The 20,560-nt window shown below is 44.0% G+C and carries 17 protein-coding genes; 11 read left to right on the forward strand and 6 right to left on the reverse strand.

Annotated elements, in window-relative coordinates:
- Positions 1-209 precede the first annotated feature (209 nt).
- Both JGK14_RS03170 and JGK14_RS03175 read right to left on the reverse strand, forming a co-directional pair.
- A complete protein-coding gene (locus JGK14_RS03170; protein ID WP_293205155.1) occupies positions 210-2,315 on the reverse strand; it encodes an ATP-binding protein in 2,106 nt (701 codons plus the stop codon).
- Between the two features lie 120 nt (positions 2,316-2,435).
- Complete coding sequence (locus tag JGK14_RS03175) at positions 2,436-3,455, reverse strand: ABC transporter substrate-binding protein (RefSeq protein WP_293189179.1); 1,020 nt, start codon at positions 3,453-3,455, stop codon at positions 2,436-2,438.
- A gap of 710 nt (positions 3,456-4,165) precedes the next feature.
- On the opposite strand from JGK14_RS03175, the gene JGK14_RS03180 reads away from it, so the two are divergent.
- The 3 genes from JGK14_RS03180 (at position 4,166) to JGK14_RS03190 (ending at position 5,707) form a co-directional block, all read left to right on the forward strand.
- On the forward strand, positions 4,166-5,110 hold the full coding sequence (locus tag JGK14_RS03180; protein WP_293176650.1) for a fused MFS/spermidine synthase: 945 nt from the start codon (positions 4,166-4,168) through the stop codon (positions 5,108-5,110).
- Positions 5,111-5,149: 39 nt separating this feature from the next.
- Positions 5,150-5,320 (forward strand): YqaE/Pmp3 family membrane protein, encoded by a 171-nt coding sequence (locus JGK14_RS03185; RefSeq protein WP_293205156.1) that lies wholly within the window; start codon positions 5,150-5,152, stop codon positions 5,318-5,320.
- Positions 5,321-5,572: 252 nt separating this feature from the next.
- A complete protein-coding gene (locus tag JGK14_RS03190) occupies positions 5,573-5,707 on the forward strand; it encodes a YqaE/Pmp3 family membrane protein (protein ID WP_293242042.1) in 135 nt (44 codons plus the stop codon).
- Between the two features lie 240 nt (positions 5,708-5,947).
- On the opposite strand, the gene JGK14_RS03195 is transcribed toward JGK14_RS03190, so the two are convergent.
- Positions 5,948-7,213, reverse strand: coding sequence for a lipid-A-disaccharide synthase (locus tag JGK14_RS03195; protein ID WP_325314757.1), 1,266 nt, complete (start codon positions 7,211-7,213; stop codon positions 5,948-5,950).
- 36 nt (positions 7,214-7,249) lie between these two features.
- On the opposite strand from JGK14_RS03195, the gene JGK14_RS03200 reads away from it, so the two are divergent.
- Together JGK14_RS03200 and JGK14_RS03205 are read left to right on the forward strand one after the other, a co-directional pair.
- Positions 7,250-7,726, forward strand: a complete 477-nt coding sequence (locus JGK14_RS03200; protein WP_293206856.1) for an ankyrin repeat domain-containing protein — start codon at positions 7,250-7,252, stop codon at positions 7,724-7,726.
- A gap of 79 nt (positions 7,727-7,805) precedes the next feature.
- Positions 7,806-8,465, forward strand: coding sequence for a Uma2 family endonuclease (locus tag JGK14_RS03205; protein ID WP_293176658.1), 660 nt, complete (start codon positions 7,806-7,808; stop codon positions 8,463-8,465).
- Between the two features lie 81 nt (positions 8,466-8,546).
- On the opposite strand, the gene JGK14_RS03210 is transcribed toward JGK14_RS03205, so the two are convergent.
- Positions 8,547-9,590 carry a calcium-binding protein gene (locus JGK14_RS03210; protein ID WP_293206851.1) on the reverse strand — a complete coding sequence of 348 codons (1,044 nt, stop codon included), beginning with the start codon at positions 9,588-9,590 and terminating at the stop codon, positions 8,547-8,549.
- Positions 9,591-9,811: 221 nt separating this feature from the next.
- Positions 9,812-10,798 (reverse strand): calcium-binding protein, encoded by a 987-nt coding sequence (locus JGK14_RS03215; protein WP_293218042.1) that lies wholly within the window; start codon positions 10,796-10,798, stop codon positions 9,812-9,814.
- A gap of 640 nt (positions 10,799-11,438) precedes the next feature.
- Between JGK14_RS03215 and JGK14_RS03220 the strand changes: the two genes are divergently transcribed.
- From JGK14_RS03220 to JGK14_RS03245, 6 genes are all read left to right on the forward strand, one after another.
- A complete protein-coding gene (locus JGK14_RS03220; protein WP_325314758.1) occupies positions 11,439-15,434 on the forward strand; it encodes a magnesium chelatase subunit H in 3,996 nt (1,331 codons plus the stop codon).
- Between the two features lie 69 nt (positions 15,435-15,503).
- On the forward strand, positions 15,504-16,874 hold the full coding sequence (locus tag JGK14_RS03225; RefSeq protein WP_325314759.1) for a DNA cytosine methyltransferase: 1,371 nt from the start codon (positions 15,504-15,506) through the stop codon (positions 16,872-16,874).
- A gap of 94 nt (positions 16,875-16,968) precedes the next feature.
- The gene (locus JGK14_RS03230; RefSeq protein WP_293206829.1) at positions 16,969-17,184 is read left to right on the forward strand and encodes a type II toxin-antitoxin system HicB family antitoxin; all 216 of its coding nucleotides are present in this window, start codon (positions 16,969-16,971) and stop codon (positions 17,182-17,184) included.
- Between the two features lie 75 nt (positions 17,185-17,259).
- On the forward strand, positions 17,260-17,517 hold the full coding sequence (locus JGK14_RS03235; RefSeq protein ID WP_293196779.1) for a BrnA antitoxin family protein: 258 nt from the start codon (positions 17,260-17,262) through the stop codon (positions 17,515-17,517).
- Between the two features lie 150 nt (positions 17,518-17,667).
- Complete coding sequence (locus tag JGK14_RS03240) at positions 17,668-18,243, forward strand: Uma2 family endonuclease (protein ID WP_293176678.1); 576 nt, start codon at positions 17,668-17,670, stop codon at positions 18,241-18,243.
- Positions 18,244-18,311: 68 nt separating this feature from the next.
- Positions 18,312-18,971, forward strand: coding sequence for a Uma2 family endonuclease (locus JGK14_RS03245; protein ID WP_293176680.1), 660 nt, complete (start codon positions 18,312-18,314; stop codon positions 18,969-18,971).
- A gap of 191 nt (positions 18,972-19,162) precedes the next feature.
- Here JGK14_RS03245 and JGK14_RS03250 read toward each other — a convergent pair whose 3' ends face one another.
- A complete protein-coding gene (locus JGK14_RS03250; protein WP_325314760.1) occupies positions 19,163-20,524 on the reverse strand; it encodes an ATP-binding protein in 1,362 nt (453 codons plus the stop codon).
- Between the last annotated feature and the right edge of the window lie 36 nt (positions 20,525-20,560).

Here is a 20,560-nt window from a genome sequence, read left to right on the forward strand (position 1 = left end):
ATCTGGTTTTTGAAGCCTGAAGAAGCATGACCGCATATAAGTTATTAGTTATAATCCCATATTGACGGAGGTCATGCTTCGCCCCTACGGATATATTTGCCTTGCGCCAGATGCACCCTCTTATGCCCTATGCCCTATGCCCTATGCCCTATGCCCTATGCCCCATGCCCATTAGTACCTCATCTTTCTGAGAAAGGCTACAGCTTAGATTAACTGCGGGATTTGGCGATCGGAATCTCGATCGCAAATTCAGTCCCTTCTCCCACTGTCGATATGCACTCCAACCTCCCGCCGTGTTTGTCCACCACAATTTGATAGCTAATTGATAGCCCCAAACCTGTACCTGTACCCACTGGTTTTGTCGTAAAGAAAGGGTCAAAAATTTTTGTTTTCACTGCGTCATCTATTCCCGGCCCATTATCCTTAATACTGATTTTTACCAAATTGTTTTTTGAAATAAATGTACTAATTATAATCTGACCTTGAGAGTGAGCTTGATGTTTTTGGGAATCGTGATTTTCGGGATTGTGCAAAGCATATATAGAATTACTCAAAATATTCATAAATACTTGATTTAGCTGCCCCGCATAACATTCAATGAGTGGCAAATCTCCATAATCTTTGACAATCTCAATCTCCTTAAAATTGGGTTTGGCTTTGACAGCACTCTGTAAAATCAAAAGCGTGCTATCAAGTCCTTGATGAATATTCACTGGTTTGAGGTCTGATTCATCCAAGCGAGAGAAATTTCGCAAACTTAGTACAATTTCACGAATGCGATTAGTACCCACTTTCATTGAAGACAATATTTTCGGCAGATCCTCGCCGACAAACTCCAGATCGCTATCTTCAATCAAATCTGCAATTTCCGCCTTAGGATTCGGATATTCCTGCTGGTACAAATCGATTAAACTTAATAGGTTGTGACTGTAGGTACTAACGTGAGAAAGATTGGCGTGAATGAAATTAACAGGGTTATTAATCTCGTGGGCTACACCAGCGATCATTTGACCGAGGGAAGACATTTTTTCTGTTTGAATTAGTTGAGCCTGGGTTTTCTGTAAATCTTGCAGAGTTTGTTTGAGTTGTTTAGATTGAGCAGTAGCAGTAGCCGCAAGTTTATCCTTAAGTTCTAAAATTTGACGCATTTCTGCCTCAGCGTGCTTGCGCTTGGTGATGTCAAAGATTACTCCGTCAAGCCAGAGAAGATCGCCGTTTTCATTAAATATGCCTTGACCTTTGTCTGACACCCATCTCACAGTCTTATCCGCTCTAATAATGCGGTACTCGATGATATAATCCCGTTTTTTCAAGATTCTTTTATCGATAATCTTCTGTACCATTGCTGCATCTTCAGCATGGATGATACTGTTAAAACTTCGCACTCGATTGTCAATAAAATCGGTGGCGGAGTAGCCCGAAATATCTGCGATCGCATCACTGATAAACTCGATCGTCCAGTCGGCATCGAATACCCATCGATAAACCGCACCCGGGAGATTGGAAACCAAGCTTCTGAAACGTTTCTCACTGTCTTGGAGCACCTCCGTATCAGACTGAATGCGATCGCCCATTTGGTTAAAAGCGGCCGCAATCTGAGCAAGTTCATCAGATCCTCCCAGTTGCGCGCGCGCGTCCAATTTTCCTTGGCTGAAGCTATTGCTCGCTGCTACCAGCCTCGCAGCCCGCCCTGTCAAGGTTCGATCGAAAAACAACCAGACAATTATGCAAAATACAGCTAACCCAATACTCGTTTCGGCCGATCGCTGCAAAGTATCTGCATAAGATTGCTGCTTGAATAACAAAATATCATACTCTACCAAAAGAATGCCGACTCTCGAAGGGCGAACTTCTCCCGGCTGGGCCCCCAACAAAACCGGATAAATTGCCCAGGTACTCTCTTTATTTTGAGCAAGCTTGACTTCTCCTGACATCTTTTCCCGAACTTTGAAAAATTCTTCTGGCAAATAGTTAGGTAACGAGATTTCGGCGATCGGGTGATTCCGCAATTCGTAACGGGTTGCCAAAATTACTCGGTTATTTTCATCACAAAGCAACGCTAAGCGGATATTTCGCTCGCTACCCAACTTGCTAATTGCGATTTCCACTTGCTCAACATCTCCTCTGCGGTACAAATATTCCAGCATTCCTGAGATTTGATTTGCAGAAAACTTTAAATCGTTAATTCCTTTTTCTTCTTGCCGCCGATACGACTGATGTACCTCTCGTTCAAAAGAAAATAAACCCAGCAAACTGCCGAAAGTCAACAGGATTAAAGGAATTGATAAACGTAGAGAAAAAGGGAATTGTTTCATAGTTAGAAATGATATAAATTTGAGTTCCTAGATTGTTGTTGCTAATTTCAACCCAAAATATGCAAATCAATAGTCACTTAAAACTCATATTTGTTCCCGACTAACTAGAATTATAATCGATCAATATTTCACTTTTTTGACCAATTTGTCGTCCAACAAAGGAGCAGGATTTACAGCTTTTGGCAGCAACTTGTTTTCTAGCATCACTTGAGACAATCGCTTGACGCCATTCAGCAATGACGGATCTGTTTTCCCTAGTAACTTTTGATTTTCTTGGAGGCTTGGACTGCTCAGCCCTTTTAAAGATTCTAAGAATTGTTCTGGAGTCACTCCTGTACGGGGAGCTATGCGACTAGCAGCATCCTGGGGATTTTTTGTCAAGTAATCTAGGGCGCGAAACCGACCGTCAACTAAAGCCTGCAAAGCCTTGGGCTGCTTGTTAATTACATCGTCGCGTACTATCAGAACATCGACAATTTCACCGGGGATTTGCGAACTATCAAACAGTTGTTTTGCGCCTACTGCTAGCAGCTTTGTCCGAGCATATCCAAAGGTAACAACAGCATCTACCTTTCCATCTTTAAAAGCTCGTTCATGTTCCGATACTCCTAAAGAAACAATTTTGATATCTTTAGGTGACATACCTTTTTGTTCTAAGGCACGGGTAATTATGAATGCTCCTAGTGCAGTAGATTCGACGCCTACTGGTCGGTTTTTTAAGCCTTGCAAATTTGGAATCTCTGGTTTGCCGAGAATCACATCCCCACCGTTAGAAAAATCCATTACAACTACAATCTTTACGTCGGGATTGGTTGCTGCCAATACCAAAGCTTGGTCGATGGATATGCCCGCTGCTTCAATTTCTCCATTTCGATAGGCTCGTACCTCTTCTGTACCTGAAGGGTAATCTACTAATCGAATAGGAGTATTGTCATAGTACCCTAAACTGCGAGCCAAGTACAGAGTTTCATAGCCAGGCCAAACATTGGCACCGACTCGCAAAGGGGCTTCTGCTTTAGTGCAACTAGCTAATATCACTGTACACAGGGTGACTGTCGCAATGCCAAGCATAAAGCTTTTTAGTTTCCGGCTCACTTTTTTCCAAAACTTGAGGTCAAACATCAGAAGATTTTTCAGCATATACTTAGGTAAGCTCCTGCTTATTGATTAGTAAATTATACTTGTTGGTCAGCACTTAAGTTCAGGTGGTGCGATCGCCAATATTGACCAATATATTCAATATAAACACCGATCGCCAACTTCTAGCAGCGACTTGAAAGTGAATAATTGCCCTGCAACAAATAACCTGTGACCAACAACTTTGTAGCCAACCTGCGTGGGTACAAGTATTAACACCAGTTTTATAAAGTTTTGCGATAAAAGTATTCGTAGGATGTGTCGCTTGCGATAAATTACTGGCATTGAATTGCAAATCTGATAGCGACGCACCTTACCCATCGGGTAGAGCAAGCCCAACAATTGTTTTGTAGCACGATTTGTTATAAATGGTATGAATAGCATTGCGATCGAGTTTTGCGATCGAAGAAGTGTTGGGAAAGACTGAAACTGATGATTATTTACACCGCAGAGAGTTTGTCAGGTGCGTCGCGGTGAGATTGTGGATATGCAAGTTGAGGTATCCCAATGCCCTGTTTGCCCAATGCCCTGTTTGCCCAATGCCCTGTTTGCCCAATGCCCTGTTTGCCCAATGCCCATGAGTACCTCATATGGGAGATGGAAAGGCTATAACTCCCATGTGTCGATCGCACTTACACACCAGCGCCATTTTATGGTAGGAATTAATACTTGCGAGAAAATCGACACAGCAGTTCACATTGGGAGAGTATTGAATGTCAGGTAGCGAAGTCCGTGCAGACTTTTGGATGAGCGAGTACATTACCCCTTGGGATATTTACGTTCACGGCATCATCGGCGTGCTCGCTTACAAAAAAACTGCCTACCAGGAAATGTACGTAGTTCAAACCGGCACCTACGGTAAAGGCTTAGTTTTGGACGGCAAATGGCAATCTTGTACAGGCGACGAGTTTCTGTACCACGAACCCCTCGTGCACCCAGCCATGATTGCTCACGGTTCGCCCAAAAAAGTGCTAGTTCTCGGCGGTGGCGAAGGAGCTACAATTAGAGAAGTGTTGCGCTGGAAAAGTGTTGAAAAAGTAGTGATGGTAGATATTGACGGCGAAGTAGTAGAAGCTTGCCGCGAACACCTGCCAGAAATGCACCAAAACGCCTTTGACGACCCCCGTTCCGAAGTAGTAATCGGCGACGCTTTGGACTATTTAGACAACACAGATAACGATTGGGATATTGTGATTTCCGACTTATCCGATCCCATTGAAGAAGGGCCATCTTTCCAGTTGTTTACCAAGGAGTATTTTGAGAAAGTCCGCAAAATACTGTCACCTAACGGGTATTTCGTAGTGCAAGCGGGCCCAGTTTCTCCAGCAGAAATGAAAATGCACGCCCGCATTGTCAACACCCTGAAATCGGTTTTCCCCAACGTTCAATCCTGCACCAGCTTTATTTCTACCTACGGAGCTCCTTGGGGTTTTGCGGTAGCTTCCAGCCAAGAAATAAACACGCGGCCAGAACCTGAAGTTACCGACAAATTGCTCGCCGACAAAACAATTGGTGGGTTGCGGATGTTAGACGGGATTACACTGTTGGGACTGATGCAAGTTCCCGGTCACTTACGAAAAGTAATCGCCGAGGAAACCGAAGTTTACACGATCGCAGCACCGCCTAAATTTTTCGGGAAAGGGTCTGTCGGTCAGTGAAGTTAAATTGAAAGAGAAAAGTCGTTTGGAGTAACTCACATGGGCAGTTTAATCCGCATAGTCGCTGCAATTTTTATTCCCCCGCTGGGCGTATTTTTGACCGTCGGAATTGGAGGTGATTTTTGGATCAACCTGGTTCTGACATTTTTGGGATTTATTCCCGGCGTTGTTCACGCTATTTGGGTAATTGCCAAGCACGATCGGGGCTAGGTTGATATCAAAAAGACCTGTAAGGGCGGGTTCACAAACAATATCTGTCAGCAGCGCAGGGATTGGTTGGTGTTCGATATTGTTGGTTAACCCACCCCTACGATATTTGGGAAAATCAGGAAAATTGCTAAGATAATGCAGGTTGATATTATCTGTGGGGTGGGGGTGGGTTTATGTAAGTTGTTGGTTGGTGTTCGATATTGTTGGTGAAAGAGCCCCTACAACAATTAACGATCGCAAAAATCGACTTTTATTCCCCCGCTGGGCGTATTTTTGACTGTCGGGATTGGAGGTGATTTTTGGATCAACCTGGTTCTGACATTTTTGGGATTTATTCCCGGCGTTGTTCAGGCTATTTGGGTAATTGCCAAGCACGATCGGGGCTAGGTTGATATCAAAAAGACCTGTAAGGGCGGGTTCACAAACAATATCTGTCAGCAGCGCAGGGATNTATTTACATTGTTGGTTGGTGTTCGATATTGTTGGTTAACCCACCCCTACGATATTTGGGAAAATCAGGAAAATTGCTAAGATAATGCAGGTTGATATTTTCTGTGGGGTGGGGGCGGGTTTATGTAAATTGTTGGTTGGCGTTAGATATTGTTGGTGAAAGGGCCCCTACCACAATTAACGATCGCACAAATCGACTTCTTCACAAACCAATTCAGCGATTTTCCGCGCCGCCCCAGACTCGCCGCGCACGCTGCGGAGTCGATCGCCAATCCGTGCTAATTTATCAGGATGGCTCAAATAGTCGATCGCCAGATCCGCCACAACATCCGCCTCCAGCCGCCCGATCAACTCCGGCACAATCTCCTCGCCCGCCCAGATATTCGGCCAAGCATAAAGCTTTCCCCTCCCCAATTGCAGAATCAGCCAATTAATCCCCGTCGCAAAAACAGAACCGACTAACGGCAAATTTGCCAACAATCCCGGCAAACCATCCCAAGCCTTCATCGCATCCAACTGCTGCGTCGGAATCAACACAATCATCGGTACAGCTAACGAACCCAATTCCGCAGTATTCGCCCCCACAGTAGTCAAACACAGGCTGCATTGTGATAGCAAATCGTAGGCAGGAGTTTGCGTCCAAAGTTCTATTTTCAAGCCAGTTGCTGTCTGCAAAAACGGCGATTCTGTTAAATGAAGTTCCGCGCTAGCGTTGGCAAATAAATGCAAGCAGGGATTGTGTTCGGCGTCGGCAAAACGTGCTAGAGTTTGCACATCTAAGCTCGGAGCAACCGGAATTACAAAGCGCGTTTCAGGGCGGACTCGATGGATCGATTGCGCGATCGCCAAACACAACGGTACACCTAAAGCTAATTTTGCCGCCTTAGAACCCGGTAACAATCCAATTAACTCTATTTCCCGTCGGGGTTGTACGCCGTCTTTTGTCTCCGATTTGCGATCGCCTACTTCCGCAATCAAATCTCCCACAACTGTAAATTTATCAGCATATTTTTGCGGAACTTTAGCCAAAACTTCCGGTTTCATCGCCGCAAACCTATCAATCCAGCGATACCACCGCGCGTCCCATTCCGCATAGGTAACAGTGCGATATTTTAGCCTTTTGCCAATAACAACCGTAAAAAATTGGTCGCCGCCTAAAAACAAAACAACTCCCGTTTCATACCAATCCCAATTTTGGGCAGTTTTGCCCGATAATAAAAATCGAAAAAAATGCTCCGGTGCTTGCACTCTATCCACTTCTGGGTAGCTCAATGCGATTTCTGCTTCTTTTCCCGTGGCGTGCGGACAGGGGGACAGCACCACCGAGATTCGCGCTTCTGTGCCCTTGTTTGCCAATTGCTGGCGCAATGCTTGCACGGCGGGACGCACCCATGTTGCTAATTCTCCGGGCCCGTTGGAGAGGATTAAAATATCGACTGTCATAGGATTTAAGATTTAAAAGGATACAAGGGAGAATTTATGACAGATTTAATGGATGCCGTCAAGATGGGTGATGTGGCGGCTGTGGAATGTGCGATCGAACAACGTGCAGATATCAACGCCAAAGATGACGAAGGCGCGACGGCTTTGACGGCTGCGGCTGAGGTTGGCAATGCTGATATTGTCAAAAAATTGCTCGCAGCAGGTGCGGATGCTAAGACTCACGATAATGACGGTTGGACGGCGTTAATGAGTGCCGCTGCTGCCGGACATACCGAGATTGTACAGCTTTTGCTGGATGCGGGGGCGGATGTGAATGCTAAAACTGCTTTTGGTTTGACGGCTTTGATGAGTGCAGCGGGTAGCGGGCGCGCTGATGTTGTGCAGGTTTTGATCGATCGAGGTTCCGATCTCAAAGCCAAGGATAATAATACTTGGACTGCGTTAATCTGGGCATCTTCGGAAAAGCACCAAGATGTGGTTGAGGTTTTGAAGCTGGCGCGCGATCGCCATTAACAACTTAGCAACCGGGTTTATCAAATAAACCCGGTTTCTGGATGATATAATTAATTAATAAATTTGCCATTTTTATATCATGGTACTATTCGATCGAGAAATGCGTTTGCCAACTAGCGCCGAACTCCCTTCTTCGGATGATACTCCAGTGGATAACGAAAATCAAAACTTTCTTCCCAACTTACTGTTATTCTTGCTCAAATTTCACTGGCGCGAGCGGAATGACTGGTTTTTTGCGGTGGATATGGGAGTTTATCACACGACGGGAGTAAGTCATCTAGTTCCAATCGTTCCTGACGGCTTTCTAAGTCTGGGTGTCGAAAGATTCAAAGGCGATACTTTGCGCCTCAGTTACGTCCTGTGGGAAGAAAATAATATTCCCCCGATTTTTGCCCTAGAGATTGTTTCTCAAACTTACGGCGGTGAATACGATAAAAAAATTGAGATTTATGCGCGGTTGGGCGTGCTATACTACGTGATTTACAATCCCTACTACTGGCGGCGAGACCAACAGCAACCGTTTGAAGTTTATCGTTTGGTAAATGGCGAGTACGAACAGCAAATTGGTGAACCTTTTTGGATGCCGGAAGTGGGTTTAGGAATTGGTCGAGGTCGGTACAGCGATGGGGAACGACAGTTGGAGGTTTTGTACTGGTTTGACGAACGAGGTACTAGGTATTTGACGGCTGAAGAATTGGTGGCTCAATATCGCGATCGCTTTGGCGAGTTGCCGGAATAGCAAAGCGCGATCGCCATTTTGTTTCAATGGGCGATTCCACCCATCAAATTCAACACCCACTCATTAATCGCTTCTGGATTTTTAGCCTAATAAAAAGTATGAAAAACTATTTAATGATTCTGGCAATCGATTCAAGTTCAAATTGCCGCCACCTTTAATTACGGCGATCGTGTCCAATACTATCGCACCAGATGAGCTATCTGAGAATTTTGTTTGAATTTGTAAATCTAGATTATTGTTGATAGGAGACAGAATGTACCAATCTAAATATCCTCCCAGCCGGATACTGTCCTGACCTTGTGTAAAGTTCTGAATTGTAGCAAAACCAGGCCCATTGTAGAAAACCTCAATGTTGACCAATGCAGATCTAATACCCATTGGCGTAGTCGTACCCAATAGGAATTCATCCTGACCTGTACCACCAATCAGAGTATCAAATTCATTGTCGCCCTTACTTTCATAAACCGTGAAGATCCCACTTGTGAGAACATTAGGGACACTTCTACCTACTTCAACTCCAATGAGTCTGGTATTCCCCGCCCCGAAACCAGTAACAATATCATTACCAGAAGTTCCGACAAAAGTCGCAGTACGATTAGGATCAAATTGTCCTAATTTCAGATAGTGTTCTCTGCCAGTTTTAAACACTCCTGAATTGACAAGTGACCTGATATCGCCAGTGAAATAATCCGGTTCAGAGAAAGAAGTCGCAAACAGACCATCTTTGATTCCGAATTTAATGAAATGCTGGTAACCATTTTTAAAGGTTCCATTTTGAATAAACGGTAACAAATCTCGATTATTTGCTACATAAAATGCTTCGTCGTAGTCAGGCGATACTCGCGTGCGACCTTCTTCGTAACCAAACTGGATAAAGTGGTCTAAACCAGAAGCAAAAGGCGCGTTTGGATTGCTTGAGTTGCGGATTGAGGGAACAATATCTGGATTTTGAGCTAGATAGGTTTGTTCGTCAAAGTAACGCGATACTGCGGTGAGGCCACCAGCTTGACCAAATTTTTCAAAGTGTTCTCTGCCAGATTTGATGATTCCTGCATCAAGTGCTGGTTTCAGCCACGGATACTGTGAAAGGTAGTATTGTTCGTCGAAGATGTCATAGTTTGTCATGCCATTTACCTGATTTTTAGTCTACAGATTTGTTTGTTAAAATCAACCCACTATTACTAACTCTACTAGCTCATTATGTCAAGTTAAGTATTATCTAGCAGCATTTTTTTTGCTGGTAGACACAAAAGGGCGATCGCAAGAAAACTCAAAAGCCATCAATCATCAGTATCAACTAATGACCAATGACTAATGACTAATGACTAATGATTAATGACCAATGACTAACCGATCGCGAAAGTACCGTTACCATTAGATTGGATGAAACTCAAATTCAAGTTTGCACCTCCTTCAATCACGCCGAGTACATCTCCAAAACGCTGGATTGACAAATTGCCACCAACAGGAGTCAGGCTGTAACCGCTTAAAGAATTTCCTTGCAGTTGGATCAAATCATTTTCTATGTCGAAGTTGCGAATCGTAGCTTGACCGTTACCTGTATACAGCGCTGCGGCGGAGGGATTCCCGGCTGATGCAGGAACTCCGAGGACGAATGTATCAACTCCCGGGCTGCCAATTAGGACATCGAATTCATTAGTTCCAAAGCTTTCATACTGCCGGTTTCCGTTGCGATCGATACCTACTTCTACTCCCACAAGTTCGGTATTCCCCACGCCAACGCCTGTGATAATGTCGTTGCTACGGCTGCCAACAAAAGTTGCGTCGCGGCTTGGCTCGTTTTTCCCGAAATTGAAGTAGTGTTCCCGACCAGTTTTCAAGTTTCCAGAGTTGACAAACGGCACGATATCGGGATTTTTCCTTAAGTATTCCGGTTCAAAAAACGAAGTCCCAAAACGGCCTTCTTTGGCCCCGAATTGAATGAAATGCTGGTATCCTGATTTGAAAGGTGCATTAGCCCCGATAAACGATCGCAATTCTGAGTTATTTGCCAAATAAAAATCTTCGTTGTACTCAGGCGATACTTTAGTGCGGCGCTGTCCTTCATCGTAACCGAACTGAATAAAGTGATCGAGGCCGGTGGCAAAAGGCGCGTTTGGGTTGACAGTTTTGACAAAGGGTGCGAGATCTGGGTTGCCTGCAAGGTAAGTAGCTTCGTCAAAATAACGCGATACTTTAGTTAAGCCACCTGCTCTACCAAATTTTTCAAAGTGTTCTTTGCCAGATGCGATTACTCCGGCATCAATGGCCGGTTTGACCCAAGGATATTGGGCGAGGTAGTATTTTTCGTCGAAAATTGCGTAGTTAGCCATGTTTTATACCTATGGTTTTGATGAGCTTGATTGTGAATACCAATTAGCTTTTCATTGACTCGATCGCGGATCGGGAACTTACAGCAGATTCCAGGTTTATGAAGTACGCCTCGGATCGAGAAATTCCGGTAGGGACACGGCATTGCCTTGTCCCTACTGCACTTCATAAACCTGGCATATACTGTATAGAATTCAGAAGTTATAAAATGGTTTTAAGTTCCTAGGCAAATATTGAGTTTTGTGACATACAAATTACTAGAATTTTTTATTCTATCTTCATAGATTATGCCTTTTCCCCCTCAATTAACTGCTCTATCGCAAGTATGATCTGTTATACAAAAGTTCGAGCTTGTTTCGGGATTTTTTTTCTCAAAGGTTTGTTGATTTTTGGGGATTTTTTTATGATAGCTTGCTTTAAACATATTTTATAAGATATGTCAAGTAAATTTTTGTAAAGATAATTTGGAGCATTTGCTCAAGGAATTTGTAAAATAATGTAACTAAAAATTGCAATAAATTTGTCGAATTGTGTAATTAGCAGGATCGAATCGCCTAATGGCAAGCGTTTTCTGGTAAAAATGCTTAGGGGACAAAAAAATTCCCGATTGCCGAAAACAGCATCTTAAAGGAGCCTAACCGGATGTTCACTCACGTCAAGCCCACCATTCGCCACGTCGTGCCGGAAAACTTGCAGGGGCGATCGCTCATGAAGGTGGTCTATGTCGTACTAGAACCGCAGTATCAAAGCGCCCTCTCCGCAGCGGTTCGAGCGATAAATAACAAAAATCCGAATCTGGCAATAGAAATCAGCGGCTATCTGATCGAAGAACTCCGCAGCCCGGAAAATTACGAGGCCTTCAAGCGGGATGTGGCTGATGCCAATGTATTTATTGCTTCTCTAATTTTTATCGAAGATTTGGCCGAAAAAGTGGTAGCGGCTGTGGAACCGCTGCGCGACAGCTTGGATGTCGCCGTCGTCTTCCCGTCGATGCCTGGGGTGATGCGACTCAATAAAATGGGCAGTTTCTCGATGGCGCAGTTGGGACAAAGCAAAAGCGCGATCGGCGAATTCATGAAAAAACGGAAGGAAAAATCCGGTAGTTCCTTCCAAGACGGAATGCTGAAACTGCTGCAAACTTTGCCGAAAGTGCTGAAATATTTGCCGATCGACAAAGCCCAAGATGCCCGCAACTTCATGCTGAGTTTCCAGTATTGGCTGGGCGGTTCCCAAGAAAACTTGGAAAACTTCTTGCTGATGCTGTCACATAAATATGTATTCAAAGGCCAGGAACAGTTAACTTTTCAAGAACCTGTTGTCTACCCCGACATGGGGATTTGGCATCCTTTAGCACCGTCCATGTTTGAGGATGTCAAAGGATATCTGAACTGGTATAATGCCCGCAAAGATATTTCCGCAGATCTCAAAGATCCCCTCGCACTTTGCATTGGTTTAGTGTTGCAGCGCACTCACTTAGTTACTGGAGATGACGCACACTACGTAGCAATTGTGCAGGAATTGGAGGCAATGGGGGCGCGGGTGTTACCGATTTTTGCAGGCGGTTTGGACTTCTCGAAACCGGTTGAAAGCTTTTTCTTGGAAGTTGGGCCCAAAGGTGTGGCACCGCTGCCGATCGTAGATGCGGTAGTTTCTCTGACTGGTTTTGCGTTGGTTGGCGGCCCGGCGAAACAAGATCACCCAAAGGCGATCGAGACTTTGAAAAAGCTCAACTGCCCTTATATGGTGGCTTTGCCGCTGGTTTTCCAAACGACGGAAGAGTGGGAAAATAGCGATTTGGGCTTGCACCCGATTCAAGTTGCTTTGCAAGTGGCGATTCCTGAGTTGGATGGTGCGATCGAACCAATTATTTTGTCGGGTAGAGATGGCGCAACTGGAAAGGCGATCGCGCTACAAGATCGAATTGAGGCAATTTCCCAGCGCGCCATGAAATGGGCAATGCTGCGGCGCAAACCAAAATTAGATAAAAAAGTTGCGATCACAGTCTTCAGTTTTCCGCCCGACAAAGGCAACGTGGGAACTGCCGCTTACTTGGACGTTTTCGGCTCAATTTACGAAGTATTGAAAGCCCTAAAAGGTAACGGTTACGACTTGCCAGAACTGCCGGATTCCGCCGAAAAACTGATGCAAGAAGTCATCCACGACGCAACAGCCCAATACCAAAGTCCGGAATTAAATATTGCTTACCGGATGTCCGTAGCTGAATACGAAGAATTCACTCCTTATTCGGAACGTTTGCAAGAAAATTGGGGCCCGCCTCCTGGGCATTTGAACAGCGACGGACAAAATTTGCTGATTTTCGGCAAACATTTCGGCAACGTATTTATCGGAGTGCAACCTACCTTTGGATATGAAGGCGATCCGATGCGGTTGTTATTCTCTCGTTCTGCAAGTCCGCACCACGGTTTTGCTGCTTACTACACTTATTTAGAGCGCATTTGGGGTGCGGATGCGGTGCTGCACTTTGGCACTCACGGTTCCCTAGAATTCATGCCTGGTAAGCAGATGGGAATGTCTATCGATTGTTATCCCGACAGTTTGATCGGCAAGATTCCTAACCTTTATTATTACGCCGCCAACAATCCCAGCGAGGCAACAATTGCTAAGCGCCGCAGTTATGCTGAAACCATCAGCTATCTGACTCCTCCGGCAGAAAATGCTGGTTTGTACAAAGGTTTGCAGGAACTCAGCGAGTTGATTGCTTCCTATCAAACTTTGAAGGATACGGGCCGGGGTGTGCCGATCGTGGATGCGATCGTCGAAAAATGCCGTTTGGTCAATTTGGACAAGGATATCACCTTACCTCCGGAACAGGAAAGAGGCGTTGCTGCGGGCATGACTGCGGAGGATCGGGACAATTTAGTTGGCTTGGTTTACCGCAAGTTGATGGAGATTGAATCGCGGTTGTTACCTTGTGGTTTGCACGTTGTTGGGAAGCCACCGACTGCGGAAGAGGCGATCGCAACTCTCGTCAACATTGCCAATTTAGACCGCGAAGAAGACGGATTAGTCAGTTTGTCGCGGATTATTGCTCTAAGTTGCGATCGGAATATTGACGACATCTACACGAACAACGACAAAGGCATTTTAGCAGATGTTGAATTGCTACAAAACATCACCTTAGCCTGTCGCGATGCCGTCACCGCTTTAGTGAAAGAACAAACCGATGCTGAGGGTCGAGTTTCCCTGGTTTCCAAGTTGAATTTCTTCAACATGGGCAAGAAAACACCTTGGATTGAATCCTTGCACGCAGCGGGTTACAAAAAAGTCGATGTAGACCTGATTAAACCGCTGTTTGAGTATCTCGAATTCTGCTTGCAGCAAGTTTGCGCCGACAACGAATTAGGCGCACTGTTGCGCGCGCTAGAGGGCGAATACATTATCCCCGGCCCAGGCGGCGATCCGATTCGCAACCCGGATGTTTTGCCGACTGGCAAGAATATGCACGCTTTGGACCCGCAGTCAATCCCCACGACTGGGGCGATTAAGTCTGCTAAGGTTGTAGTCGATCGGCTATTAGAAAGACAGCGCACTGATAACGACGGCAACTATCCCGAAACCATCGCCGTTGTGCTCTGGGGAACCGACAACATCAAGACTTACGGCGAATCCCTCGCCCAAGTAATGTGGATGGTGGGAGTGAAGCCAGTACCCGACGCTTTAGGCCGGGTAAACAAACTGGAATTGCTGTCTTTAGAAGAGTTGGGACGGCCTCGAATCGACGTAGTAATTAACTGTTCCGGCGTCTTCCGCGACTTGTTCATCAACCAAATGAATTTGTTAGATAAAGCCGTGAAAATGGCAGCGGAAGCCGACGAACCCTTAGAAATGAACTTCGTCCGCAAACACGCCTTGAAGCAAGCCGAAGAAATGGGAATCAACCTGCGACAAGCAGCAACCCGCGTCTTTTCCAATGCTTCTGGTTCCTATTCATCTAACGTCAACTTAGCCGTAGAAAACAGCACCTGGGAAAGCGAAGCTGAGTTGCAGGAAATGTACCTAACTCGCAAATCCTTCGCCTTTTCTTCCGACAACCCAGGAACAATGGAACAAGACAGGCAGATTTTTGAATCATCCTTAAAAACTGCGGAAGTCACCTTCCAGAACTTAGATTCTGCCGAGATTTCGCTAACCGACGTATCGCACTATTTCGACTCCGATCCAACTAAATTGATCGGCAGTTTGCGCGCAGATGGCAAGAAACCAACATCCTTTGTTGCTGATACCACCACAGCGAACGCGCAGGTACGGACGCTATCAGAAACCGTGCGTTTAGATTCGCGGACTAAGCTGCTGAATCCGAAGTGGTACGAAGGGATGTTATCGCACGGTTATGAAGGCGTGCGGGAGATTTCTAAGCGTCTGGTGAATACGACTGGATGGAGTGCGACTGCGGGCGCGGTGGATAATTGGGTGTATGAGGATGTGAACGGTACGTTTATCCAAGATGAGGAGATGCAGAAGCGTTTGCTGAATCTGAATCCTCATTCTTTCCGCAAGATTGTCAGCACTTTGCTGGAGGTGAATGGCCGGGGTTATTGGGAGACTTCGGAGAGTAATTTGGACAGGTTGCGTGAACTTTATCAGGAGGTGGAAGACCGGATTGAGGGGGTAGAATAGGATAGTATGGGGCAGGCTTTCGGGCCTGCCCAAATCCACAATATTATGCCTAAATTCAGTCATAACAAAATGAATCCAACTATGTATGCTCAACAACTTGAATTATTCGATCTATTCAATCCAAATTCTCTTAAAACTGCCCGATCGCAATTAACGTTCGTAGACTTATTTGCTGGGATTGGTGGCTTCAGAATTCCTCTCGAAGAATTAGGCTGTAAATGCTTAGGCTATTCAGAAATTGACAAAAAAGCCATTCAAGTTTATCGAGATAATTTTATTAAAGATGCCAATTCAGATGAAGTATATTTAGGGGATATTACCAATCTAAATCAATTGCCTTTTCCGATAGATATATTAGTCGGTGGTGTTCCTTGTCAACCTTGGTCGATTGCAGGTAAAATGCAAGGTTTGGACGACCCAAGAGGCAAGTTATGGACAGATGTATTTAGAGTAGTAAAAGCTAATCGTCCCAAAGCTTTTATATTTGAAAATGTCAAAGGCTTGACCGAACCAAGAAATATAGAAAGCTTGAAATATATAATTAATAATTTAACATCATCTGGTTATATTGTCAAATACGAAGTGCTAAATTCCTATGATTTTGGATTACCGCAAGATAGAGATAGAATGTTTATAGTTGGCATTAGGAATGATCTAGAAAGAGGCTGGGGATTTACATTTCCTAAACCAATCGATCGCGCGATCAAGCTTTATGATGTGATACCGGGGATTCAGCGTAGCAATTTTAGGAAGCAAAAATTTTCACCAACCGTTTTATTTGATGGCAAAATACCGGGTTCCAGAGGCAGATTTCAAAAGCTAGATGAATTAAATGACTTTTTCTTATTTACTGATATTAGAGATGGACATACTACCATCCATTCTTGGGATTTAATCGAAACAACTATCAGGGAAAAATTAATTTGTCAAACGATTATGAAAAATAGGAGAAAAAATATTTATGGAGAAAAGGACGGTAATCCTTTGGGATTCAAAGTGTTAGCAAGACTAATTCCTGAGTTGAAACAAACAGAAATTGACAACTTAGTTGACAAGGAAATTTTGCGGAGTGTAGATGAGAAAGGCTATGATTTTGTGAATTCTAAAATATCTTCAGGGATTAACGGCATTTCTAAAATTTTCTTACCTCATGCAGAGGCGATCGCAACTTTAACCGCAACTGGAACTAGAGACTTTGTGGCAACAATCTCGATTCAATGTCAAGAACCAGTAGCATATAAAGAAACATTTATTAGGGAAATTTATGAAAAGAAAAACTTTCAACCTCTAACTGCACAGGATTACGCAAAATTGCAAGGATTTCCCGAATGGTTCAAAATTTCTGAAAATGAAACTACAGCAAAACATCAATTGGGTAATGCTGTATCAATTCCTGTGGTTTACCATTTAGCCAAAGCATTACTCGAAATTATTTTGTAATTGTGACTTAAAATATGGCAGCTATTAGCACAAAACAACGAGAAATAATTAACAGAAACCCGATCGACCTTTTTGAGTGAGGTAAAATCCCCTAATGAAGTACGAAGTCATCATCTACTGGAGTGAGGAAGACCAGACATTTATTGCAGAAGTACCTGAATTGCCGGGATGTGCTGCTGATGGGGAAAATTATCAAGAAGCAGTGCAGAATCTAGAGATTATTATGCAGGAGTGGATAGAAACGGCTAACGCACTGGGTCGCCCTATTCCACAACCGAAAGGTCGATCGATGTTTGCGTACTTGAAATAGCATCACAGGCGATCGCCCTTTATGCTATCCTATGAGTAGATACGTTTTGTATATACAGTATGCTGACATTTGAATATGACTATCTCGCCCAAACGACTTGAAGAATTAGAAAATATTCCAGAATCTGCGATCGATACCTCTGATATTTCTGAGTTAGATGCGAGTTTTTGGGAAACAGCTAAACTGGTAAAACCGCTAACAAAACAAGCTATTTCTTTAAGAGTCGATCGCGATGTATTAGATTGGTTTAAAAGTCAAGGGAAAGGTTATCAATCTTTAATGAATGCTGTGCTGCGGTCTTATGTTGAACATCACGTAAAAAGCAGTGAATAAATGTGGATTATCCTCTGGATCATGCTGTATCAATTCCTGTGGTTTACCATTTAGCAAAAGCATTACTTACGAAGCACGATCGCCCTCACAACTCACTCAATAATGCTACAATCCTTAATAAAGGTCGTTTAGCCACGATAAAATACCGCTATGACTACCCTCACCCTCAACCTAAACCCCATTATCAAGCTGACAGACGAGCAGTTTTTTCAACTCTGTCAGGAGAATGAAAATATTAGATTGGAACGCACGGCTAAGGGAGAATTAATTATCATGTCACCAGCAGGAGGAGAAACTGGAAGCAGCAATGCAGGATTAACGGCACAGATTTGGATTTGGAATCAGCAAAAAAAACTGGGTAAAGTGTTTGACTCTTCAACAGGTTTTAAACTTCCTAATAATGCAAATAGAGCGCCTGACGCTTCTTGGGTAAAATTAGAACGCTGGGATGCTTTGACTCCCGAACAACAAAAGAAATTCCCCCCAATTTGTCCTGATTTCGTCGTCGAGTTAATGTCTCCCAGTGATAGTTTGAAAGAAACTCAGGATAAGATGAAAGAGTATCGAGATAATGGTGCTGTTTTAGGTTGGTTAATTAATCGCAAGTCTCGACAAGTAGAAATTTATCGTCCGAATCAAGAAGTTGAAGTGTTAGAATCTCCAGTCACTGTATCAGGTGAAGATGTTCTCCCCGGATTTGTGCTGAATCTTGAGTCGATTTGGTAAAGTGCGATCGCACCTGTCCAATGTTCAATAGAGTAAAATAGAGTTAAAGTTCTCGTGGAGTATTGGCAATGGTTCAAACCCTGACGTACAGTAAAGAAGAGCTTGCAGGTTCTCACCTCGTTTTACATGATATCAGTTGGGAAACCTACGAACACTTGTTAGAAATATTTGCGGAACGTTCAACGCCGCGCATGACTTACTATCAGGGAACTTTAGAACTCATGGTACCTTTACCAGAACATGAGAGGTATAGCTGGACTCTCGGGCGGCTAATTGTAGCACTTTCTGAGGAAATTGGGATTGAAATTATCGGATTAAAATCATCTACTTGGCGTTCGGAACCGAAAAAAGCTGGCAACGAAGCTGATGAATGTTTTTATATCCAAAATGAAGCTTTAATGCGGGGAAAGTTAACTATCGATCTCAAAAATGACCCGCCGCCAGACTTAGTTGTGGAAATGGATTTGACTAGCTCATCTATTAATAAAATGGCGGTTTATGCGGAACTTAAAGTGCCGGAAGTTTGGATTTGGAAGAAAGGAAAACTAATAATTAACATTTTAACTGATACGGGTTATGCCGAGTCGGAAACGAGTTTGGCATTTGCCTCGTTTCCTGTCAAAGAACTCGCACAGTTTATGAATTTAGACTCAGAAAAGGGAGAGAATGCGAGAATTAGAGAGTTTAGAGAGTGGGTACGATCGCGCTTACAGAATCAGCTACCCTAGGGAAACGGTAGTGCCACCTCCGGCGCGAGCACGGATACGAACACGGCATAATACCCGGCGGTTGAAACCGCGTCTATACAGACAAAACCCGCCTCCGCGGGTTGAAGAAGACCGGGCAGTTGAAATTATCTTATTTTCTTCAGTCCGCGGAGGCGGACTTCGTTTGTGTAGACGCGGTTTCAACCGCCGTTTCATCTTTGCACATACTGTTTCATCACGGGATTCAAACTAAACAAAGTTATCTTTTCATCTTCTATTGCATCCAATAAAAACCGATTTCCCAGAGATCGCACTGCATTGACTATTTCTGACGGGGAAAATGGTATTTTGTTGAAAAATTGCGACACACCAACGGGTTCAGGTTGATTAGCCAGGTGAATCATCACTGCCAACTCTGCCGGAGTCAAACGCCCAAAAGGTTGAGATAATTGAAATTGCAGCGATTCATCTAAAATCGGCATTTCGCACTGCAAAAACTCCGCAACTCTCCCCCCAAATAACTCTCGAATCAGGGTTGCAGTCAACTCCAACCACAGAGGATTGCCTTGATAAATATCAATCAAAGTTTCCCATGTTTCCTCATCGGATAACTTTTGGGAGTTCAAAATCTCTTTAGCTGCGACTCCCAAACTTCCCAATTCAAAACATCGCACGGGATGATTATCTTTTGATAATCTAGCAATTTCTCTGGGTTTTTCCCAACTATTCAATATCAAACAACTTTGATGACATACTTCGGCAATTAGTTTAAAAAATAACTGATAATCTTCATATCCAGTTTTATATTGTCCTGCTAGTTGTCCGCTGCTAAAAAGCATCTGTACGTCATCGAGGACAATCAGACATCGATATTTTCGCAGGTAATCGAGGAGTTGGGAAATTTTGGTTTCGATGTTTTGGGGAATTTCGGATGGTTGGGAAAAGATTTGCAGCAGGTTGGTGAGGGTTGCATCGAGGGTTGGGGAAAAGCGGAGGCTGCGATAGATGACGTAATCGAATTGGGTTTTAATTTGGTCGATTAGGCTTAGGGAGAGGGTTGTTTTGCCGATTCCGCTGATTCCGAGGAGTGCGATGAGGCGTGTGCGATCGCGCGTTATCCAGTTTTCGAGGGTGGAGAGTTCAGAAGTGCGATCGAAAAAGGTGAATATTTCGGGTGCGTCGCCTAAGTCTATGTGGAGTTGTTTAGGAGTTGGTTGGGAGTTTTGCGGTTCTGTTGGACTTCTCGCCCTTTCTTGGCAAATATTGACGTTATTAACTGTTATATTATCGCTACCGATAGTTGATTGATAATTGTTAAAATTTGCTTTTTTAAAAATTGCTCTAAAATTTCTTTTAGTAATCTCTTCTCCGAATCCCTTTGAGAGTATTTGCCATAATTCCGAACCGATATCTCTAGTATGACCTTCACTGGAATGAGTGGCTTCAGCAATTTGTGGGTATGTCCGACCTTGGAATGTCCCTTCAAGGATAGCTTTTTGCAGATAGTCTATATGTTCTCCCGTCTTCGCGAAGATTAGTTCGTCGGCGAGTTTTAAGACTTCTGCGATTTCCATAGGTAAGTCGTGTGCTGCGATTTGTCATATTATATC

It is taken from the genome of Microcoleus sp. PH2017_28_MFU_U_A, from assembly GCF_020738035.1.
Lineage (GTDB): Bacteria > Cyanobacteriota > Cyanobacteriia > Cyanobacteriales > Microcoleaceae > Microcoleus.